A 16,595-nucleotide genomic window follows, 5' to 3' on the forward strand; every position below is an offset into this window, starting at 1 on the left:
GGGATACGCATGAACAATCGGACCGGCGTGACCGGCCTCCTGACGGCTCTGGCCCTCACGCTTGCCGCCTGCGACGAGGAAGCGGGCGACATCGCCGCATCCGAAACGCCCGTGATGAAAGAGGCGGGAACGCTCGCCGAGGCCATCGCCGGGGAGAATTCGCTATCGAAGGCGCGCGATGCGTTCGAGCGAACGGGCCTTGCAGGGATCCTCGAAGGTCCGGCGAGCTACACGGTGCTGGTCCCCACGGACGAGGCATTCGGCGCCCTTGGCAGCGCGGGCAATGACGTTTTCGAAAACGAGGAAAACGGCGCCATCGCGGCCGCTGTCCTGCGCAGCCACATCATTCCGGGCGCGCTCGATCCGGACTCGATCGGACAGGCGCTCCCTGATGCTGACGGCGAGGCGACCATGACCAATTTCGCCGGAGAAGTCCTCGTCTTCAGCCGCAAGGACGACCGTCTCGTCGTCGCTACCGACGGCGGCAGAGAGGCGACGCTTGCAGGAACCGCGATTCGCGCCGGCAACGGCGTGGTGATCCCGATCGACACCGTGCTCGTCGATCCGTCGCAACTGCCCGGTTCATGACCGGTCGAAGCGGTTCGGCCTAGCCCACCACTGTCACGAAGCTGTCGATCACGCGCTTCTCGCCCGCTTCCTCGAAATTGATCGTCAGCTTGTTGCCTTCCTGGTCGATCACGCAGCCGGTGCCGAACTTGTCGTGGTGGACCATCGCGCCGATCGCGATGTCGCTGCGCGCCTGTCCGGCGAAGCTCGCCGCCGAACGCCCGCTTTCGCGGATGCGCTGCTGCTTCGTCTCGTAGCCGGATGCGATGGCGCGCTGCCAGCCGGGGCCGCGGGCCTGCGCGCGGTCGGGCCGGTCTCGCGCGACATGGGCGAAGGGGTCCTCGTTTTCGCTCCAGTTCGCGCGCCACAGGCTCGCCCCGCCGGTCAGCGTCGTTTCCTGCTCGATATGGTCCTCGGGCAATTCCTCGATGAAGCGCGAGGGGATCGAACTCGTCCACTGGCCGTAGATGCGGCGATTGGCGGCGTGGAGGATCATGCAGCGCCTGCGCGCGCGGGTGATCGCGACATAGGCGAGGCGGCGCTCTTCCTCGAGGCTGGCGAGCCCCCCTTCGTCGATCGCGCGCTGGGAAGGAAAGACGCCTTCCTCCCAGCCGACGCAGAAGACATGGTCGAATTCGAGCCCCTTGGCGGCGTGGATCGTCATGATCGTGACCGTCTCCTCCTCGTCTCCGCGATCGTTGTCCATGACGAGGGAGACGTGTTCGAGGAAATCGCCGAGCGTCTCGTATTCCTCCATCGCGCGGGCGAGTTCGGTGAGGTTTTCCGCGCGCCCCGCGCTTTCGGCGGAGCGGTCGGCGGAAAGCATCGCGTTGTAGCCCGATTCCTCGAGCACGAGACGAAGGAGGTCGGCCGGGGTCATCTGTTCCGCCGCCTCCCGCCACGCGAGAAACTGGCGCAGCAGGCCGCCGATTGTGTTCGCCGCGCGCTTGGGCAATTCGTCGCTGTCGGCCAGTTGCAGCGAGGCGGCGGCGAGCGGCAGGCCCACGCGGCGCGCGTGCTGGTGCATCTTTTCCAGCGTCTTCGCGCCCAATCCGCGCTTGGGCTGGTTGTAGATGCGTTCGAAGGCGAGGTCGTCCTGCGGCTGGGCTATGACGCGCAAGTAAGCGAGCGCATCGCGGATTTCGGCGCGTTCGTAGAAGCGGAAACCCCCGATGATCCGGTAATTGACCCCGATCTGGATGAAGCGGTCCTCGAATTCGCGGGTCTGGTATTGCGCGCGGACAAGGATCGCGACCTCGTCGAGGCTCGCGCCTTCGCCCTCCAGCCGCTCGATCTCCTCGCCCACGCGGCGCGCTTCCTCGGGCGCGTCCCACACGCCGATCACGCGAACCTTGTCGCCGCCATTGGCCTCGGTCCACAGCGTCTTGTCGTGGCGCTGACTGTTCGCCCGGATCAGGCCCGATGCCGCGCCGAGGATATGCGGGGTGGAGCGGTAATTCTGTTCGAGCTTGACCACGTGCGCGCCCGGGAAATCCTTCTCGAAACGAAGGATGTTGGCGACTTCCGCCCCGCGCCAGGAATAGATCGACTGGTCGTCGTCGCCCACGACACAGATGTTCTTGCGCTCCTGCGCGAGCAGGCGGAGCCAGAGATACTGGACCGCGTTGGTATCCTGATATTCGTCGACGAGGATGTAGCGGAAACGCTGCTGGTATTCGGCCAGCACGTCATGGTGGGCGCGAAAGATGTTGAGGACGTGCAGCATCAGATCGCCGAAATCGCAGGCGTTCAGCGCCTTCAGCCGGTCCTGATAGGCGCGGTAGAGCGCCTGTCCGCGCCCGTTGGCATAGGCTTCGCTTTCGGCTGCATCGAGATCGTCGGGGTTGAGCCCGCGGTTCTTCCAGCGGTCGATCAGCCCGGCCAGTTGCCGCGCAGGCCAGCGTTTTTCATCAAGGTCGTTGTCGGCGATGAGCTGTTTCAACAGGCGGATCTGATCGTCGGTGTCGATGATCGTGTAGTTGTGCTGCAGCCCGACCAGCTCGGCATGGCGGCGCAGCATCTTGGCGCAGATCGAATGGAAGGTGCCCAGCCAGGGCATACCTTCCGCGCCCTGTCCCAGCAGCGCGCCGACCCGCTCCCTCATCTCGCGGGCGGCCTTGTTGGTGAAGGTCACGCAAAGGATCTGGGAAGGGTAGGCGCGGCGCGTCGCGACCAGATGTGCGAGGCGCGCGGTCAGAGCGGCGGTCTTGCCCGTGCCGGCCCCTGCCAGCATCAGCACCGGGCCTTCGGTCGTCAGCACCGCCTCGCGCTGCGGCGGATTCAATCGCGCCGCATAGGGCGGAACGCCGGATTGCGAAGGGGCGGGGAGGGGGCTGTTTTCGGTCATGCTATCCCTGTGAACAGGTAGGGAACGCGGCCGCATGCCGCAACCCGGCGCGGCTGGTTTTCGACCATTGCTTGGTCACACGCGGCGGGCGGTGGAACCATGTGAATTCGGAACCTCGTCCCCCGTTCCTCCATTGATTCGGTGTGAACGAAAGAAATGGAGGACCTGAAATCATGAGGAATATTCTCGCCATCACCGCCGCCGCCGCACTTTCGGTCGGTATCTCCGCGCCCGCCATGGCCGATGATCACAAGAACGACCGCGCCGACTGGAAGGCGCAGTCGCCCGAGATCGTCGAGCGCAATGCGCAGGGCAAGGCCACCAAGGTCCGCGTCGAGGGCAAGGTCTACGAAGTCTGCATGCGCGAATCGCAGGATGCCTGCATCCAGCCGCGCGCTGCGGGTCTCAACTGGGGCGACTATCCCGCGATGGACTTCCCGGAAAACCGCCGCGGATAATCCCGACAGACGAACGACACCGAAAGGGGGCGGCGCCTTGCCGCCCCTTTTTCATGCGCGGGTCAGAAGCGTTAGCTTTCCCTTGCCCTTGCCGATCCGGCGTTCGGTCTCGACGTCGAGGCCCTTGACCTCCACGTCCTCCGCCCTGCCGGTTTCGAGAGCGATCCAGGTTGCCTCGCCGATCCAACCCAGCCGCAGCATCCGGTCGAGCGCGACGCTCCCGGCGCCAGTCCCATAGGGTGGGTCGAGAAGGATGAGATCGAGCGGTTCGCGCGCCGCCCTGAGCGCCATGACCGAACCCGCCTCGACGCTCGTGCGGGCGGCGGCATCGAGGTTGCGGATGTTGGTGCGGATCGCATCGAGCGCGCCGCGGTCCTGTTCGACGAACAGGCAATGCGCGGCGCCGCGCGACAACGCCTCGAGGCCGAGCGCGCCCGATCCTGCGAAAAGGTCGGCGACCTTCAGCCCCTCGAAACTGCCGAGGCGGCTGGTGAGCATGTTGAACAGCGTCTCGCGCGTACGGTCCGCCGTCGGGCGCGTCGCCTCGCCGCGCGGCGCCTCGATCCGCCGCCCGCGCCATTCGCCCGCGATGATCCTCATTTTTCCGGCCGCTTCAGCGTGCTCATGAAGCGTCCCAGGTCCTGCTTGCGGATGCGTGCGGCGGCCCCGCGCGGCAGGTCGCCCAGTTCGAATGGACCATAGGCGGTGCGGATCAGCCGGTTGACCTTGAGGCCCAGCCATTCGAGCACCCGGCGCACCTCGCGGTTCTTGCCTTCGGTGATGGTCATCTCAACCCAGATGTTGCGGCCCTTTCCGCGTTCGAGATTGGCGTTGATCGACCCGTAGCGCACGCCTTCGATCTCCACTCCCTCGATCAGATCGTCGAGCTGCGCCTGGCTGACTTCGCCGAACGCGCGGGCGCGATAGGTGCGCGGGATGCCGGACGAAGGCAGTTCCATCTGCCGTTTCAGTTCGCCGTCATTGGTGAGCAGCAGAAGCCCTTCGGTGTTGATGTCGAGCCTTCCCACCGGCATCACCCGGGGCGCATCCTTGGGCAGCGCGTTGACGAGCGCATCGTAGATCGTCGAGCGTCCCTTCGGATCGCGCTCTGCCGTGATGAGGCCGACCGGCTTGTGAAAGGCGAAAAGCTGCGCGGGCTCGGGCGCGGCGACGGGCTTTCCATCGACGGCGACGCCGCGCAGGCCGGTGAGAAAGGTCGCGGGACTTTCGACCGCCTTGCCATCGATCGTCACGCGCCCATCTGCGATCATGCGCTCGACTTCGCGCCGGCTGGCTATGCCTGCGCGAGCGAGCAGCTTCGCGATGCGATCGCCTTCGGGGCGATCCTCGGTGCGGGGGGGCTTGGTCGGCATGGCGCGCGGGTTACGCGCTCAGTTCGCGCTGCGCAACGCCTCGCGCACCAGTTCGTCGAAACGCACGATCCCGCCTTCGAGCGTCCCGAGCGTGAGATGCGGCACCGCCCCCGAAGCGAGCCCCTGCTGGCCGAGCTCCGCTGCGCGGAAATCCTCCGCGGCGAACACCCCGCCATCGAGCAGCGCCCAGCTTCTTTCCCAGTGGTCGCGCGCCTTGTCCGTTGCGGGCGCCTCGGGGATGAGCATGAAATCCTCGACCAGCGTGAGATCGTGGGCCTGCGGCATCAGCACCATCACGTTCACGTAATCGGGGCTCGGCACGATCACCGTCGCAGGCATCAGCTGGTAGGCGAAGGTCACGACCCGGCGAAGCTGCGCCATATCGGTAAGGTCGATCGCCTCCATCTCCTCCAGCCGCCCGACCGCAGAACGCTGGTGCGGGCCGACGAGATCGCCGCTGGTGATCCCGTCCTTGAAGAACGGCCCGATCGTCTTCGCGTGGAGCCGGGTGACGTGATAGCTTTCGAGGAAGGCATCCATGATGAGCTTCCAATTGCCCTTCACCGTGTGCGTTTTCCGGCGGAACAGGTACGCCTCGGGCATTCCGAAAGCGGCGAAATCCTCGCCCAGTTTTTGCGCGTGGGAGAAATCCGCGCCTTGCTGCGGCGCGAACCAGACGAGCCCGCCCGCCTCGACGCTGGGCAATTCGACGAGACCGTATTCGCCCTTGTCGAGGCCGGGGAAGGTTTCCGGGCGCGGCAGGGCGAGGAGCTTCCCGTCGAGCCGGTAGGTCCAGGCATGGTAGGGGCACACGAGGCGTTTCGCGCAGACCGCCTCATTGCCCTCGACCAGCCGCGTGCCCCGGTGGCGGCAGACATTGAGGAAGACGTGCGCGCGGCCATCCGCGTCGCGGGTGATGAGAAGCGGGCGCCCGGTCGCATCATGCGGCACGGCCATGCCGGGATCGGGCAGCAGCGCGGACGGGCACAGCACCTGCGGCATCCGGTCGAACAGCGCGGCTTTCTCCCGCGCGAAGTGATCGGGGCTGGTGTAATTGGCCGCCGGGACCTTGCCGATGCCTTCGGCCGCGCGGCCCTCTCCGTGGCGGATCGCCTCGGCGAGCGCGAGCTGGCCTGCGGTGGGCCGTTTGCGCGGCGGCGAATCTGTTGATGCGGTTGTGCCGGTGTTCATAGCGGCGTTCCTATTTCCTCTCTCAGCCCCTAATGGTGGAGGAAATCGGGGATCACGACAAGCATGGCGAATAGCGGATTGAAGGCAAATGGCTGAAGCGACGGGCAAAAAACCCGGCTGGCGTGAACTGGTGCGGGCGATGGGCCAGCCCAAGACGGGCTACATGGCCCTGTTCGGCTTTGCCAGCGGCCTGCCGTTCGCGCTGTTTCTCGGCACGCTCTACGCCTGGCTGTCCGAAGCCGAGGTCGATCTCGAGACGATGGGCGTGTTTTCGCTGATCGGGCTTGCCTATGCCTTCCAGTTCCTGTGGTCGCCGCTGATCGACAAGGTCAATATCGCCGGATTCCACCGGTTGGGGCGGCGCAAGCAATGGATGGTCCCGGCACAATTGCTGCTCGGCGCGATCCTCGTGACGCTGTCGCTGCTCGAACCGCGAACCCAGCTTGGCTGGTTCTCACTGCTGGCAGGCATCGGGGCATTCGCATCGGCGACGCAGGACATCGCGATCAATGCCTGGCGGATCGACGTGGCCGACGAAAAGGCGACGCTCGACATCCTTTCGACCGTCTACCAGCTCGGCTACCGGCTGGCCGCGCTGGTCGGCGGGGCTTTCGGGCTCATCATCGCGGCGCGGATCGGCTGGCCGGAAACCTATGCCTTGATGGGTGCGATCCTGCTTGCCATCGGCTCGGTCGGCCTGTTCGCGCCGGACACGCCTTCGGGCAAGGGCGAGGTCGACGAAGAAGCGGACGAACAATTGCTCGCCCTGCGCAAGACCGGCGAATTGCGGCCCGAAATCCGCGCGCGCGCTCTAGGCGTGGTCGCGCTGCTGTGGGCAGGCGCGATCGCGGTGGTGCTGACCTTCATGATCATGTCGCTCGCCTTTCCGCCCGAGGAGCGTCCCAATCCGACCGAGTTCACTCTCAATTTCGGCCCCTGGATCATCATTGCGACCGTGGTCGTCCCCGCGCTCATCGCCGGCTGGCTCGCCGCACAGAAGCGCGACGGCAAGAACCTGCTGACAAGCGACGAGCCGCCTTCGCAGGGCGGCGGATTCGTGATGGACCACCTCTACCGTGCGCTCGTCCTGCCGCTGGTCGAATTCGTCGGGCGGATGGGATGGAGCCTCGTTTTGATCCTCGCGCTCGTCCTGACCTACCGCATATGCGACCAGATCTGGGGGACGTTCGCCTATCCGTTCTACCTCGGCGAACTCGAATATTCGAACGACGAGGTCGCCTTCGCCTCGAAATTCTTCGGAGTCTTCGCGATCCTTGCGGGGCTCGCGGTGGGCGGCTTCATGCTGACCTTGATCGGGCGCATGGCAACGCTGACGATCGGCGCACTGCTCGCCGCGCTAACCAACCTGCTTTACGCCGATCTCGCCGTCGGCGGCGCGAACATGCAGATGGTGAGCGATGCGGTCGGCTTTTCGTGGGCGATTTCGCAGGTCCCGGTGATCGGCAGCGCGAACCTTGCCAAGCTCACTTTCACGATCTTCTTCGAGAATCTCGCGATCGGGCTCGCCGGGGCGGCCTTCGTCGCCTACCTCTCCTCGATAGTGTCGAAACGCTACAGCGCGGTGCAATACGCGCTGCTGTCCTCGCTCACACTGCTGGTCGGCACGCTCGGGCGCGGCGCGCTGGGCGAGATGATCGAGGATCGCGGCTATTTCGACGTTTTCGTGCTGACGACCTTCATCGGACTCGTCGCTGTCGTGCTGTGCCTTGCCGAATGGTGGCGGCAATCGCGTCTCAAGGGGGCAAGCGGCGTGGTCACGCCCGAGGCGCAGCCCGCCGAGTGATCAGTCGGGCAATTCGCCGTTGAGCCTGAGCGCCTCGCCCGCCAGATAGAGCGACCCCGCAATCAGCACCGGCAGCCCGTCATCGGGGATCGCTTCCATCGCATGGGCAAGGTCGTTCGCGGCCTTGGCGCGCGGGCCGAAAGCCTGCGGCGGGTGCGCCTCGTGCCCCGGCACCGGGACGGCGGTGAGCGAGGCGATGCTGTCGCGAAGTGGTTCGACCAGCGCCAGCGGGTTCTTGTTCGCAAGCATTCCGAGCACGAGATGGACGCGGCTCCCCGCGAAATGCGCGCCCAGCATCGCCCCCGCGCTCGGGTTGTGACCCCCGTCGAGCCATGTCTGGCGCGTACCCACCAGCGGGCCGGGCGCCAGTCGCTGAAGCCGCGCGGGCCAGTTCGCGCTCGCGAGGCCGGCTTCGATCGCTTCGCTGGATATTGCGATACTGCGCTGGTGGCGCAGCATGGCGATGGCAAGGCCCGCATTCTCGATCTGGTGCGCGCCGGCCAAAGCGGGGCGCGGCAGGTCGAGCGTGCCTGCGCCGTCCCGATAGACCAGCCGCCCGTCCTCCTCGCGCGCTTCCCACGCGGTACCCTCTGCGAAAAGCGGCGCGCCGAAACGCTCCGCCTGCGCCGCAACCGCGCCTGCGGGCAGGGCATCGTGGCGCAGCGTGATGAGCGGCACGCCCGCCTTTGCAATGCCCGCCTTTTCGAACCCGATCCGCGCCATGGGTTCCCGTGGCGTCCCGTCCTCCGGGGCGAGCAGGAAGCGTTCGTGATCCAGCCCGAGCGCGGCGATCCCGCAGGCGGCGAGCACGTCCGGTTCCAGCACGTTCGTCGCATCGAATCGCCCGCCGAGCCCGACCTCGACCACGCAGGCATCGGCGGGCGCGCGCGCGAAGGCGACAAAGGCGGCGGCGATGGTCACTTCGAAGAAACTCGGATGCAGGTCCTCGCCCGCATCCAGCACTTCGGCGAGCAGGGCGGCGAGTTCGGCGTCGCCGATCAGCTTTCCGTCAAGCCTGATGCGTTCATTGTAGCGCACGAGGTGGGGCGAGGTGGTGAGGTGGACGCGCTGTCCCTGCGCCTCCAGCATCGCCCTCAGGAAGGCGCAGGCCGATCCCTTGCCGTTGGTCCCGGCGACATGGAAAACGGGGGGCAGGGCGCGGTGCGGATTGCCCAGCCGGTCCATCAGGGCGCGGATCGTGTCGAGCCCCAATCGCCCCTGCGGGACGCTCAGCCGGGCGAGTCGGTCGAGCTGGGACTGAACGCCCGGATCGTCCGACCGCCCGAAATCGAGCCCGAAATCGAGCATCGTGTTGCCTTACGCCGCCTTCACCGGCTGGAGATAGTCGAGCACGTTCGCCAGCGTCGCCTTCAGGTCGCGGCGATGCACCACCATGTCGACCATGCCGTGCTTCAAAAGATATTCCGCGCGCTGGAAACCTTCGGGCAATTGCTCGCGGATCGTGTCTTGGATGACGCGCTGGCCCGCGAAACCGATCAGCGCGCCGGGTTCGGCGATCTGCACGTCGCCGAGCATGGCATAGCTCGCGGTGACACCGCCGGTCGTGGGATCGGTCAGGACGACGATATAGGGAAGGCCGGCCTGTTTGAGCCGGCGCGTCATCACGGTCGCGCGCGGCATCTGCATCAGGGAGAGGATCCCCTCCTGCATCCGCGCGCCGCCCGCTGCCGTCACGACGACATAGGCGCAGCGCCGCTCGATCGCCTTTTCCGCGCCTTCGACGAAAGCCTGCCCGACGGCCATGCCCATCGATCCCCCCATGAAGGCGAAATCCTGCACGCCGACGACGGCGGGCCGTTCCTCGATCGTGCCCGAACCGACGACGAAGGCATCCTCGTGCGGGTTCGCCGCCCGCGCGGCCTTCAACCGGTCGGTGTATTTCTTGGTATCGCGGAACTTGAGCGGGTCTTCGGTAACCCTTGGCAGGGGCAACACTTCAAAGCCCGGATCGAGCAGCAATTCCAGCCGCGCATCGGCCCCGATCCGCCCGTGATGGTCGCAGCGCGGGCAAACCGACAGGTTCTCCTCAAATTCCTGAAAGAAGAGCATTTCCTGACAGGACTTGCACTTGATCCACAGGTCCTTCTCGGTGCTTTTCTTTTCCGAGCCGAAGCCAAGGGAATTGCGGACGCGGGTGAACCAGTTCATGTCTCTTGCCTCTCGCGCGCGGATCTGATCGCGCCCACCATTGCCGAAGTGAGCTCCTCTAGCCGTTTGGGCGCGTACTTGCCAAATTCGCCGACGAGATCGACGAAGGCCGAGCCGACCACGACGCCGTCCGCAACTTTGGCAATGTCGGCGGCCTGCTCGGGCGTGCGCACGCCGAAGCCGACCGCGACGGGCAGGTCGGTGGACTGCTTGATCCGCGCGACGTTCGCTTCGATGGAGTCGACAGCAGCCTGCTGCTTGCCCGTGATCCCGGCGACCGAGACGTAGTAGACGAAGCCTTCCGAGCCCTCGAGCACGCGCGGCAGGCGCGCGGCGTCGGTGGTGGGGGTGGCGAGGCGGATGGGGGCGATGCCGCGCCCGCGCAGGGCGGGGCCTAGCGCCTCGTCCTCCTCGGGCGGAATGTCGACGCAGATGACCCCGTCGATGCCTGCGCTCGCGCACTGGTCGGCGAACCATTCCGGCCCGCGCCGGATCATCGGGTTGGCATAGCCCATCAGGACGAGCGGGATGTCGGGATGCCGCTCGCGGAAGTCGGTGGCCATGCGCAGCACGTCGGCGGTCGTGGTCCCCGCGCCGAGCGAGCGCAGATTGGCGTTCTGGATAGCGGGTCCATCGGCCATCGGATCGGTGAAGGGCATCCCCAGCTCGATCACGTCCGCGCCGCCGCGCGCGAGCGCGTCGAGATTGGCGGCGGTGTCCCCGTCGCCTGCGGTGATGAAGGCGACGAAGGCGGCGTGGGGCTTGGCGAAGGCGGTGGAGAGGCGATCAGTCATTTGCGCGCCTTCCAAGAAATGCTCCCGCTGCGCTGCCGAGGGCTGCGCCGGTCAGGATAGCGAGACCATTTCCCGAAAACGCGGGAGCTTCGCTGCTCTGCCAACTCGCGACAAGCGTAGCGGCGACAAGACCGACAGCGCAGCCGCAGAAGACGAACCCAAATCGTCGCGACCGTGTCACATCTCCACTCCCAGCTTTTCCGCGACGGTGAAGATGTCCTTGTCGCCCCTGCCGCACAGATTCATGAGGATGATCTTATCGCGGTCCATCTGTTTCGCCCGCTCCGCCACCGCCGCGATTGCGTGCGATGGTTCGAGCGCCGGGATGATACCTTCGGTGCGGCAGAGCAGCTGGAAGCCTTCGATCGCCTCCTCGTCGGTGATTGCGGTGTATTCGACGCGGCCCGATTCCTTGAGCCAGGCGTGCTCCGGCCCGATGCCGGGATAGTCTAGCCCTGCGCTGATCGAGTGGCCCTCGGTGATCTGGCCGTCCTCGTCCTGCAGGAGGTAGGTCTTGTTGCCGTGAAGCACGCCCGGTGCGCCGCCGAGGAGCGATGCGGCGTGTTCGTCACCGTCGAGCCCGTGGCCCGCCGCTTCCACGCCGAGCATCGCCACTTCGGCATCGTCGAGGAAGGGATGGAACAGCCCCAGCGCGTTCGACCCGCCGCCGATGCAGGCGACGAGGAGATCGGGGAGGCGCCCGACGCGATCGAGCATCTGCGCGCGCGCCTCGGTCCCGATCACGCTCTGGAAGTTGCGGACCATCTCAGGGTAGGGATGCGGGCCTGCCGCCGTGCCGATGATGTAGAAGGTGTCGTGGACGTTCGCGACCCAGTCGCGCAGCCCTTCGTTCATCGCGTCCTTCAATGTCCCGCGCCCGCTGGTGACGGGGACGACTTCGGCGCCCAAGAGCTTCATGCGGAAGACATTGGGAGATTGCCGCCGCACGTCCTCGGCGCCCATGTAGATGACGCAAGGGAGGCCGAAACGCGCGCAGACGGTCGCGGTGGCGACGCCGTGCTGGCCCGCGCCGGTCTCCGCGATGATGCGGGTCTTGCCCATGCGGCGGGCAAGCAGGATCTGGCCGATGCAATTGTTGATCTTGTGCGCGCCGGTGTGGTTGAGCTCGTCCCGCTTGAACCACACCTGCGCTCCGCCGAGCGCCTCGGTCAGCCGCTCGGCGAAATAGAGCGGGGAGGGGCGGCCGACATAGTGTTTCATCAGATCGTCGAATTCGGCGGCGAATTCGGGATCGGCCTGCGCCTTGCGGTACTCTCGCTCCAGATCGAGCACGAGCGGCATCAGCGTTTCGGCGACATAGCGCCCGCCATAATCGCCGAAATGGCCGCGTTCGTCGGGGAGCGTGCGGAAGGAATTTGGGATTGCGTCGTTCATCGCATCCGGCGTTGGCAGAGGTGCAAAGCGCTGTCCAGATGCCGTTCGTCGTTCGGCGTCGGCGGGTGGGCGGCATTGCTCGTTTCGGCGAGGCGGTTTGTCGACTTGGCGATTTGCCGCGAGGGCGCCGGAGCTAGTCGGCGCGCCGGGACAACACGGGCAGCAGGCCCGGGGTCCCTGGAGGACGATGACAATGAAAATGCTCAGGACTACCGGCGGCGCGATGGTTGCCGCAGTGGCGCTGGCGGCCTCTCCCGCCTTTGCCGACGAAGCCCGCGTCGAAGTGCGCGGCGGCATCATCTCGGTCGCCGATACCGAGGAAGCCACCGCAGGGATCGCGGCCGGCTATGATTTCGATCTCAACGACACGTTGTTCGTCGGCGCCGAGGTATCGGCGGACAAGGTGCTGGTCGACGACAGCGACATCTATGTCGGCTTGACCGGCCGCGTCGGCGCGCATCTTTCGAAAAGCGCCAAGCTGTTCCTCGCGGGCGGGTATACGGTCGGCGAAGGCGAGGATGTGCCGCATCTCGGCGGCGGTCTCGAATACAACCTGACCGAGCGAGTGTACCTCAAGGGCGAATACCGCCACTTCTTCTCCGATTTCGACGACGCGGACAGCTTCGTCGCGGGTGTCGGGCTGAAGTTCTGACCAATGCCGGGGCGGGTGGGCTCTCAGCGTTCGCCCGCCCCCTCATGCACGGCGAACCGGCATTATCCGGCGGTGCGCGCCGCCTCGCAGAAGGCGGCGATCCTGGCCGGGTCCTTCACGCCGGGCGCGCTTTCGAGGCCGGAGGAAGCATCGACCAGCGGCGCTCCGGTCGCACGGATCGCTTCGGCGACATTGTCCGGGTCGAGGCCGCCTGCAAGACCCCAGGAAACGGCGTGGTCATGGCTCGCGAGCAGCCGCCAGTCGAAACCGACGCCGTTGCCGCCGGGCAAGGCGCTCGCCTCGGGCGGGGGCGCATCGAACAGGAGGCGGTCGACCGCGCCCCTGTAGCGAGCGGATTTCGAGAGCGTTTCCGCGCTGCGCACGCCGATAGCGCGCCATGCCTCGACGCCGGTCTTCTCGCGCACGAGGGCGATCCATTCGGGCGTTTCGGACCCATGGAACTGGATCACGTCGGGGCGCACCAGCTCGACTGCCGTCGCGGTCGTCTCGATATCGGCATTGACGAGCAGCAGCACCGCCTTGACGCCGCCCGGCAGGTCCGCGCGCAGGCTCGCCGCCTCCTTCAGGCTCACATGGCGCGGGCTCGGCTCGAAATGGACGAAGCCGACATGGCTCGCGCCCGCCTTCACCGCGGCGGCGACGGTCTCGGGGGTTGAGAGCCCGCAGATCTTTATCTCTCTCGTCATCGCAAGCCGCTCTAGGCCCAGCGCGAACGCGCGTGAAGGGCGAATTGCTTGATTGCTTTTGCAGGGCGCGGCAATCTCGCCGTCTCAGAGGGAAGGACGCAGACCCATGAAATTCCGCAACTTCTTGATGGTTCTGGCGGTACTCGTCATCGCAGCCTGCAATCCGATGGAACAGCTTGGTACCGCCGAGGAGAAGATCGAGGCCTTCCAGGCGCGCTACAATGACGGCGATGCCGGCGTGCTCTATCGCATGACGGGCGAGGATTTCCGCACGGCGACGACGCGTGAACAGATGGATGGCCTTGTCGCACTTTTCTCCGGCCGTCTGGGGCGGATCGAATCAAGCGAGCGGACCGGCTTCAACTCCCAGTTCAAGAACGGGCTCAACATCACGACCATCACGATGGAGACCCAGTTCGAACAGGGTGCGGGGACCGAGATCTTCGTTTTCCACGGCACAGGCGAGGACATGGAACTGGTCGGCTGGACGGTTAATTCGCCGCGCCTGATGCTGAGCCCGGAGGAAATGCGGATGCTTTCGGAAGTGGACCCGCGCGAACGGCCCGACCCACCCGAACGCAGGGTCGTTCCCGAACGATCCGGCGAATGAACGGGAAACTCTGCCGCGCGTCCTACAGCGTCGCCTCGATCGCCCGTGCCGCCGCCTCGGGATCCTCTGCGCGGCTGATCGGGCGGCCGATTACCAGCACGCTCGCCCCCGCATCGCGCGCCGCGCGCGGGGTGACGACGCGTTTCTGGTCCCCGGTCCCGCTGCCGGGCAGGCGCAGGCCGGGCACGACGAAGAAGCCATCCTTCCACGCCTTTCTCACGCGGCTGACCTCGTGGCCCGAACACACGATCCCGTCGAGGCCCGCCTCGTGCGCGAGTTCGGCAAGGCGCATGACCTGCGTCTCCTCGCTGCCGTAGATGCCGGTCTTGGCAAGATCGTTCGTGTCGAGGCTGGTGAGCATGGTCACGCCCACCACCTTGCACCCTTCGGCGGCGGCGGCCTTCGCGTCCTCCATCATCGCGCGCCCGCCCGATGCATGGACGGTGACGATGGCGGGTTCGTAGACATGGATCGCTTGCATCGCGGCGGCGACGGTGTTGGGGATGTCGTGAAATTTCAGGTCGAGGAAGATCGGCAGGCCCATATGGGCGATCTCGTGGACGCCGTGCGCGCCATGGGCGCAGAAGAATTCGAGGCCGAGCTTGACCCCTCCGATATGCGCCTTGACCTTGGACAGCAGCGCCTTGGCCGGCTCGATCTGGGGAACATCGAGGGCTAGATAGACCGGGTTGCTCACATTCACTCCGAGGGATTGCCCGAGGCAGGATCACGCCCCGTCGGCGTCAGCGTGTCGCCGCTCGCCGGCGTGCTGTCCACATTTTTCGATGCCGCAGCCGGGGAAGGCGCAGCCGCGGAGCCGGGCGCGCGCTCGTCCTCCTGATGGGGTTCGTGCCGACGCGAAAGCGCGTTCGACTTGATCGAGTTCTCGAGGCTCCGGATGCGCCGCTGGAGGCTCCATTTCACGCTGCGGTGATAGAGCCACATCGGCACCAGGCCGAGCAGGAAGGCGACGATGACGAGCGCGGGGACCTTCGTCTCGAGCACGAGATTGTCCCACAACGTGACCTCGACCGGCTCCCAGTTGAAAAAGGAGAAGGCCAGGATCGCGAACAGGATCAGCACCCAGGCGATGGTTCTCACGATCTGCATGCGGCCTATGTCCTCTCCTGTTGCGCTGCGTGGTGGAGCCTAGGCGATCTGGCGGCGAGGTCCAGCCCCGCCTGCCGCTTCATCCGAAGAGGCCTAGCCGAACACCCGCGCGAAGATCGTGTCGACCTGCCTGAAGTGATAATCGAGGTCGAACTTCTCCTCGAGCTCATCCTCGGAGAGGGCAGCCGTCACCTGCCCGTCGGCCTTGAGCAGGTCGAGCAGGGAGAGCGTTCCGGCCGATTCCCACACTTTCATGGCGTTGCGCTGCACGATCGCATAGGCGTCCTCGCGGCTCACCCCGGCCTGCGTGAGCGCGAGCAGCACGCGCTGCGAATGGACGAGACCGCCCATCGCATCGAGGTTCTTCTGCATCCGCTCGGGATAAACGAGCAGCTTTTCGACCACGCCGGTCAACCGCGCGAGCGCGAAATCGAGTGTGATCGTTGCGTCGGGACCGATGAAGCGTTCGACCGAGGAATGCGAGATGTCCCGTTCGTGCCACAGCGCGACGTTCTCGAGCGCGGGCAGGGCATAGGCGCGGATCATGCGCGCCTGTCCGGTGAGGTTTTCGGTCAGGATCGGATTGCGCTTGTGAGGCATCGCCGACGAGCCTTTCTGGCCGGGCGAGAAATACTCCTCCGCCTCGAGCACCTCGGTGCGCTGGAGGTGGCGGATTTCGACCGACAGCCGCTCGATGCTGCCCGCGATCACGGCCAGCGTCGCGAAATACATTGCGTGGCGGTCGCGCGGGATCACCTGCGTGCTGATCGGCTCGGGGGTGAGGCCGAGCTTTTCGGCGACATGGGCTTCGACCGCCGGATCGATATTGGCAAAGGTCCCGACCGCGCCGCTGATGGCGCAGGTGGCGATTTCCTCCCGGGCGGCGACAAGGCGCTGCCTGCAGCGGTCGAACTCGGCATAGGCCTGCGCCAGTTTCAGGCCGAAGGTGACCGGCTCGGCATGGATGCCGTGGCTGCGGCCGATCGTCGGCGTGTACTTTTGTTCCTCGGCGCGGGTCTTCAGCGCTGCGAGCAGGGCGTCCATGTCCGCGAGCAGGATGTCGGTGGCCCGGGCGAGCTGCACCGCGAGCGTCGTGTCGAGCACGTCGGAGCTTGTCATGCCCTGGTGCATGAAGCGCGCCTCGTCGCCCACCTGCTCCGCCACCCAGGTGAGAAAGGCGATGACGTCGTGCTTGGTCACCGCCTCGATCGCGTCGATCGCGGCGACGTCGATTTCGGGCTGGGTCGCCCACCAGTCCCACAGCGCCTTGGCGGCGGATTTCGGGACGACGCCCAGTTCGCCCAGCTTCTCGGTCGCGTGCGCCTCGATCTCGAACCAGATGCGGTATTTCGCCTCCGGCTCCCACAGGGCAGTCATGGCGGGGCGAGCGTAGCGGGGGACCATGGGGCGGGCTCCGG

At 66.2% G+C, this 16,595-nt stretch carries 17 protein-coding genes; 5 read left to right on the plus strand and 12 right to left on the minus strand.

What is annotated here, in order from left to right:
* Positions 1-9: 9 nt before the first annotated feature.
* Positions 10-588 (plus strand): fasciclin domain-containing protein, encoded by a 579-nt coding sequence (locus tag Ga0102493_RS06345; protein ID WP_051698168.1) that lies wholly within the window; start codon positions 10-12, stop codon positions 586-588.
* A 19-nt stretch (positions 589-607) separates the two neighbouring features.
* On the opposite strand, the gene Ga0102493_RS06350 is transcribed toward Ga0102493_RS06345, so the two are convergent.
* Complete coding sequence (locus Ga0102493_RS06350) at positions 608-2,914, minus strand: ATP-dependent helicase (RefSeq protein WP_034904913.1); 2,307 nt, start codon at positions 2,912-2,914, stop codon at positions 608-610.
* A 173-nt stretch (positions 2,915-3,087) separates the two neighbouring features.
* Here Ga0102493_RS06350 and Ga0102493_RS06355 point away from each other — a divergent pair, with 173 nt between their 5' ends.
* Positions 3,088-3,372 carry a hypothetical protein gene (locus tag Ga0102493_RS06355; RefSeq protein ID WP_034904910.1) on the plus strand — a complete coding sequence of 95 codons (285 nt, stop codon included), beginning with the start codon at positions 3,088-3,090 and terminating at the stop codon, positions 3,370-3,372.
* Between the two features lie 51 nt (positions 3,373-3,423).
* Here Ga0102493_RS06355 and rsmD read toward each other — a convergent pair whose 3' ends face one another.
* The 3 genes from rsmD to Ga0102493_RS06370 are packed head-to-tail and all read right to left on the minus strand — an operon-like array spanning position 3,424 to position 5,936.
* The gene (rsmD, locus tag Ga0102493_RS06360; protein ID WP_034904906.1) at positions 3,424-3,972 is read right to left on the minus strand and encodes a 16S rRNA (guanine(966)-N(2))-methyltransferase RsmD; all 549 of its coding nucleotides are present in this window, start codon (positions 3,970-3,972) and stop codon (positions 3,424-3,426) included.
* Positions 3,969-4,745: a pseudouridine synthase gene (locus Ga0102493_RS06365; RefSeq protein ID WP_034904905.1), complete on the minus strand. Its 777-nt coding sequence runs from the start codon at positions 4,743-4,745 to the stop codon at positions 3,969-3,971. The genes rsmD and Ga0102493_RS06365 overlap by 4 nt, the downstream gene beginning before the upstream one ends.
* 18 nt (positions 4,746-4,763) lie before the next feature.
* On the minus strand, positions 4,764-5,936 hold the full coding sequence (locus tag Ga0102493_RS06370) for an aromatic ring-hydroxylating oxygenase subunit alpha (RefSeq protein ID WP_034904904.1): 1,173 nt from the start codon (positions 5,934-5,936) through the stop codon (positions 4,764-4,766).
* An 88-nt stretch (positions 5,937-6,024) separates the two neighbouring features.
* On the opposite strand from Ga0102493_RS06370, the gene Ga0102493_RS06375 reads away from it, so the two are divergent.
* Positions 6,025-7,740 carry an AmpG family muropeptide MFS transporter gene (locus Ga0102493_RS06375; RefSeq protein ID WP_034904900.1) on the plus strand — a complete coding sequence of 572 codons (1,716 nt, stop codon included), beginning with the start codon at positions 6,025-6,027 and terminating at the stop codon, positions 7,738-7,740.
* Here Ga0102493_RS06375 and Ga0102493_RS06380 read toward each other — a convergent pair whose 3' ends face one another.
* The 4 genes from Ga0102493_RS06380 to trpB all read right to left on the minus strand — a co-directional run bounded on the left by Ga0102493_RS06380 (position 7,741) and on the right by trpB (position 12,098).
* A complete protein-coding gene (locus tag Ga0102493_RS06380) occupies positions 7,741-9,048 on the minus strand; it encodes a bifunctional folylpolyglutamate synthase/dihydrofolate synthase (protein WP_034904897.1) in 1,308 nt (435 codons plus the stop codon).
* Between the two features lie 9 nt (positions 9,049-9,057).
* A complete protein-coding gene (accD, locus tag Ga0102493_RS06385) occupies positions 9,058-9,909 on the minus strand; it encodes an acetyl-CoA carboxylase, carboxyltransferase subunit beta (protein ID WP_034904892.1) in 852 nt (283 codons plus the stop codon).
* Entirely contained in the window at positions 9,906-10,703 is a 798-nt protein-coding gene (gene trpA, locus Ga0102493_RS06390) for a tryptophan synthase subunit alpha (RefSeq protein WP_034904891.1), read from the minus strand. Before trpA ends, accD begins: the two co-directional genes overlap by 4 nt.
* Positions 10,704-10,880: 177 nt before the next feature.
* Positions 10,881-12,098 (minus strand): tryptophan synthase subunit beta, encoded by a 1,218-nt coding sequence (gene trpB, locus Ga0102493_RS06395; protein ID WP_034904890.1) that lies wholly within the window; start codon positions 12,096-12,098, stop codon positions 10,881-10,883.
* Positions 12,099-12,291: 193 nt separating this feature from the next.
* Between trpB and Ga0102493_RS06400 the strand changes: the two genes are divergently transcribed.
* The gene (locus Ga0102493_RS06400) at positions 12,292-12,750 is read left to right on the plus strand and encodes an outer membrane protein (RefSeq protein WP_161490048.1); all 459 of its coding nucleotides are present in this window, start codon (positions 12,292-12,294) and stop codon (positions 12,748-12,750) included.
* Positions 12,751-12,812: 62 nt separating this feature from the next.
* Here the strand turns inward: Ga0102493_RS06400 and Ga0102493_RS06405 are convergent, their stop codons facing one another.
* On the minus strand, positions 12,813-13,457 hold the full coding sequence (locus Ga0102493_RS06405; RefSeq protein ID WP_034904889.1) for a phosphoribosylanthranilate isomerase: 645 nt from the start codon (positions 13,455-13,457) through the stop codon (positions 12,813-12,815).
* A 106-nt stretch (positions 13,458-13,563) separates the two neighbouring features.
* Here Ga0102493_RS06405 and Ga0102493_RS06410 point away from each other — a divergent pair, with 106 nt between their 5' ends.
* Positions 13,564-14,067: a hypothetical protein gene (locus Ga0102493_RS06410; protein WP_034904888.1), complete on the plus strand. Its 504-nt coding sequence runs from the start codon at positions 13,564-13,566 to the stop codon at positions 14,065-14,067.
* A 22-nt stretch (positions 14,068-14,089) separates the two neighbouring features.
* Here the strand turns inward: Ga0102493_RS06410 and pyrF are convergent, their stop codons facing one another.
* The 3 genes from pyrF to purB all read right to left on the minus strand — a co-directional run bounded on the left by pyrF (position 14,090) and on the right by purB (position 16,581).
* A complete protein-coding gene (gene pyrF / locus Ga0102493_RS06415) occupies positions 14,090-14,764 on the minus strand; it encodes an orotidine-5'-phosphate decarboxylase (RefSeq protein WP_034905200.1) in 675 nt (224 codons plus the stop codon).
* A gap of 2 nt (positions 14,765-14,766) precedes the next feature.
* Complete coding sequence (locus tag Ga0102493_RS06420; RefSeq protein ID WP_051698164.1) at positions 14,767-15,177, minus strand: DUF1049 domain-containing protein; 411 nt, start codon at positions 15,175-15,177, stop codon at positions 14,767-14,769.
* 93 nt (positions 15,178-15,270) lie between these two features.
* Positions 15,271-16,581, minus strand: coding sequence for an adenylosuccinate lyase (gene purB, locus Ga0102493_RS06425; protein ID WP_034904885.1), 1,311 nt, complete (start codon positions 16,579-16,581; stop codon positions 15,271-15,273).
* Between the last annotated feature and the right edge of the window lie 14 nt (positions 16,582-16,595).

The organism is Erythrobacter litoralis (genome assembly GCF_001719165.1).
In the GTDB taxonomy this organism is placed as follows: domain Bacteria; phylum Pseudomonadota; class Alphaproteobacteria; order Sphingomonadales; family Sphingomonadaceae; genus Erythrobacter; species Erythrobacter litoralis.

Bases quoted from the DNA above. Each gene is read 5' to 3' on its own strand.
- Ga0102493_RS06405 (WP_034904889.1), bottom strand. From the start codon at position 13,457: ATGACGAGAGAGATAAAGATCTGCGGGCTCTCAACCCCCGAGACCGTC.
- Ga0102493_RS06420 (WP_051698164.1), bottom strand. From the start codon at position 15,177: ATGCAGATCGTGAGAACCATCGCCTGGGTGCTGATCCTGTTCGCGATC.
- purB (WP_034904885.1), bottom strand. From the start codon at position 16,581: ATGGTCCCCCGCTACGCTCGCCCCGCCATGACTGCCCTGTGGGAGCCG.
- Ga0102493_RS06365 (WP_034904905.1), bottom strand. From the start codon at position 4,745: ATGCCGACCAAGCCCCCCCGCACCGAGGATCGCCCCGAAGGCGATCGC.
- Ga0102493_RS06370 (WP_034904904.1), bottom strand. From the start codon at position 5,936: ATGAACACCGGCACAACCGCATCAACAGATTCGCCGCCGCGCAAACGG.
- accD (WP_034904892.1), bottom strand. From the start codon at position 9,909: ATGAACTGGTTCACCCGCGTCCGCAATTCCCTTGGCTTCGGCTCGGAA.
- rsmD (WP_034904906.1), bottom strand. From the start codon at position 3,972: ATGAGGATCATCGCGGGCGAATGGCGCGGGCGGCGGATCGAGGCGCCG.
- Ga0102493_RS06350 (WP_034904913.1), bottom strand. From the start codon at position 2,914: ATGACCGAAAACAGCCCCCTCCCCGCCCCTTCGCAATCCGGCGTTCCG.
- Ga0102493_RS06375 (WP_034904900.1), top strand. From the start codon at position 6,025: ATGGCTGAAGCGACGGGCAAAAAACCCGGCTGGCGTGAACTGGTGCGG.
- Ga0102493_RS06355 (WP_034904910.1), top strand. From the start codon at position 3,088: ATGAGGAATATTCTCGCCATCACCGCCGCCGCCGCACTTTCGGTCGGT.
- Ga0102493_RS06410 (WP_034904888.1), top strand. From the start codon at position 13,564: ATGAAATTCCGCAACTTCTTGATGGTTCTGGCGGTACTCGTCATCGCA.
- Ga0102493_RS06380 (WP_034904897.1), bottom strand. From the start codon at position 9,048: ATGCTCGATTTCGGGCTCGATTTCGGGCGGTCGGACGATCCGGGCGTT.
- Ga0102493_RS06345 (WP_051698168.1), top strand. From the start codon at position 10: ATGAACAATCGGACCGGCGTGACCGGCCTCCTGACGGCTCTGGCCCTC.
- trpB (WP_034904890.1), bottom strand. From the start codon at position 12,098: ATGAACGACGCAATCCCAAATTCCTTCCGCACGCTCCCCGACGAACGC.
- Ga0102493_RS06400 (WP_161490048.1), top strand. From the start codon at position 12,292: ATGAAAATGCTCAGGACTACCGGCGGCGCGATGGTTGCCGCAGTGGCG.
- trpA (WP_034904891.1), bottom strand. From the start codon at position 10,703: ATGACTGATCGCCTCTCCACCGCCTTCGCCAAGCCCCACGCCGCCTTC.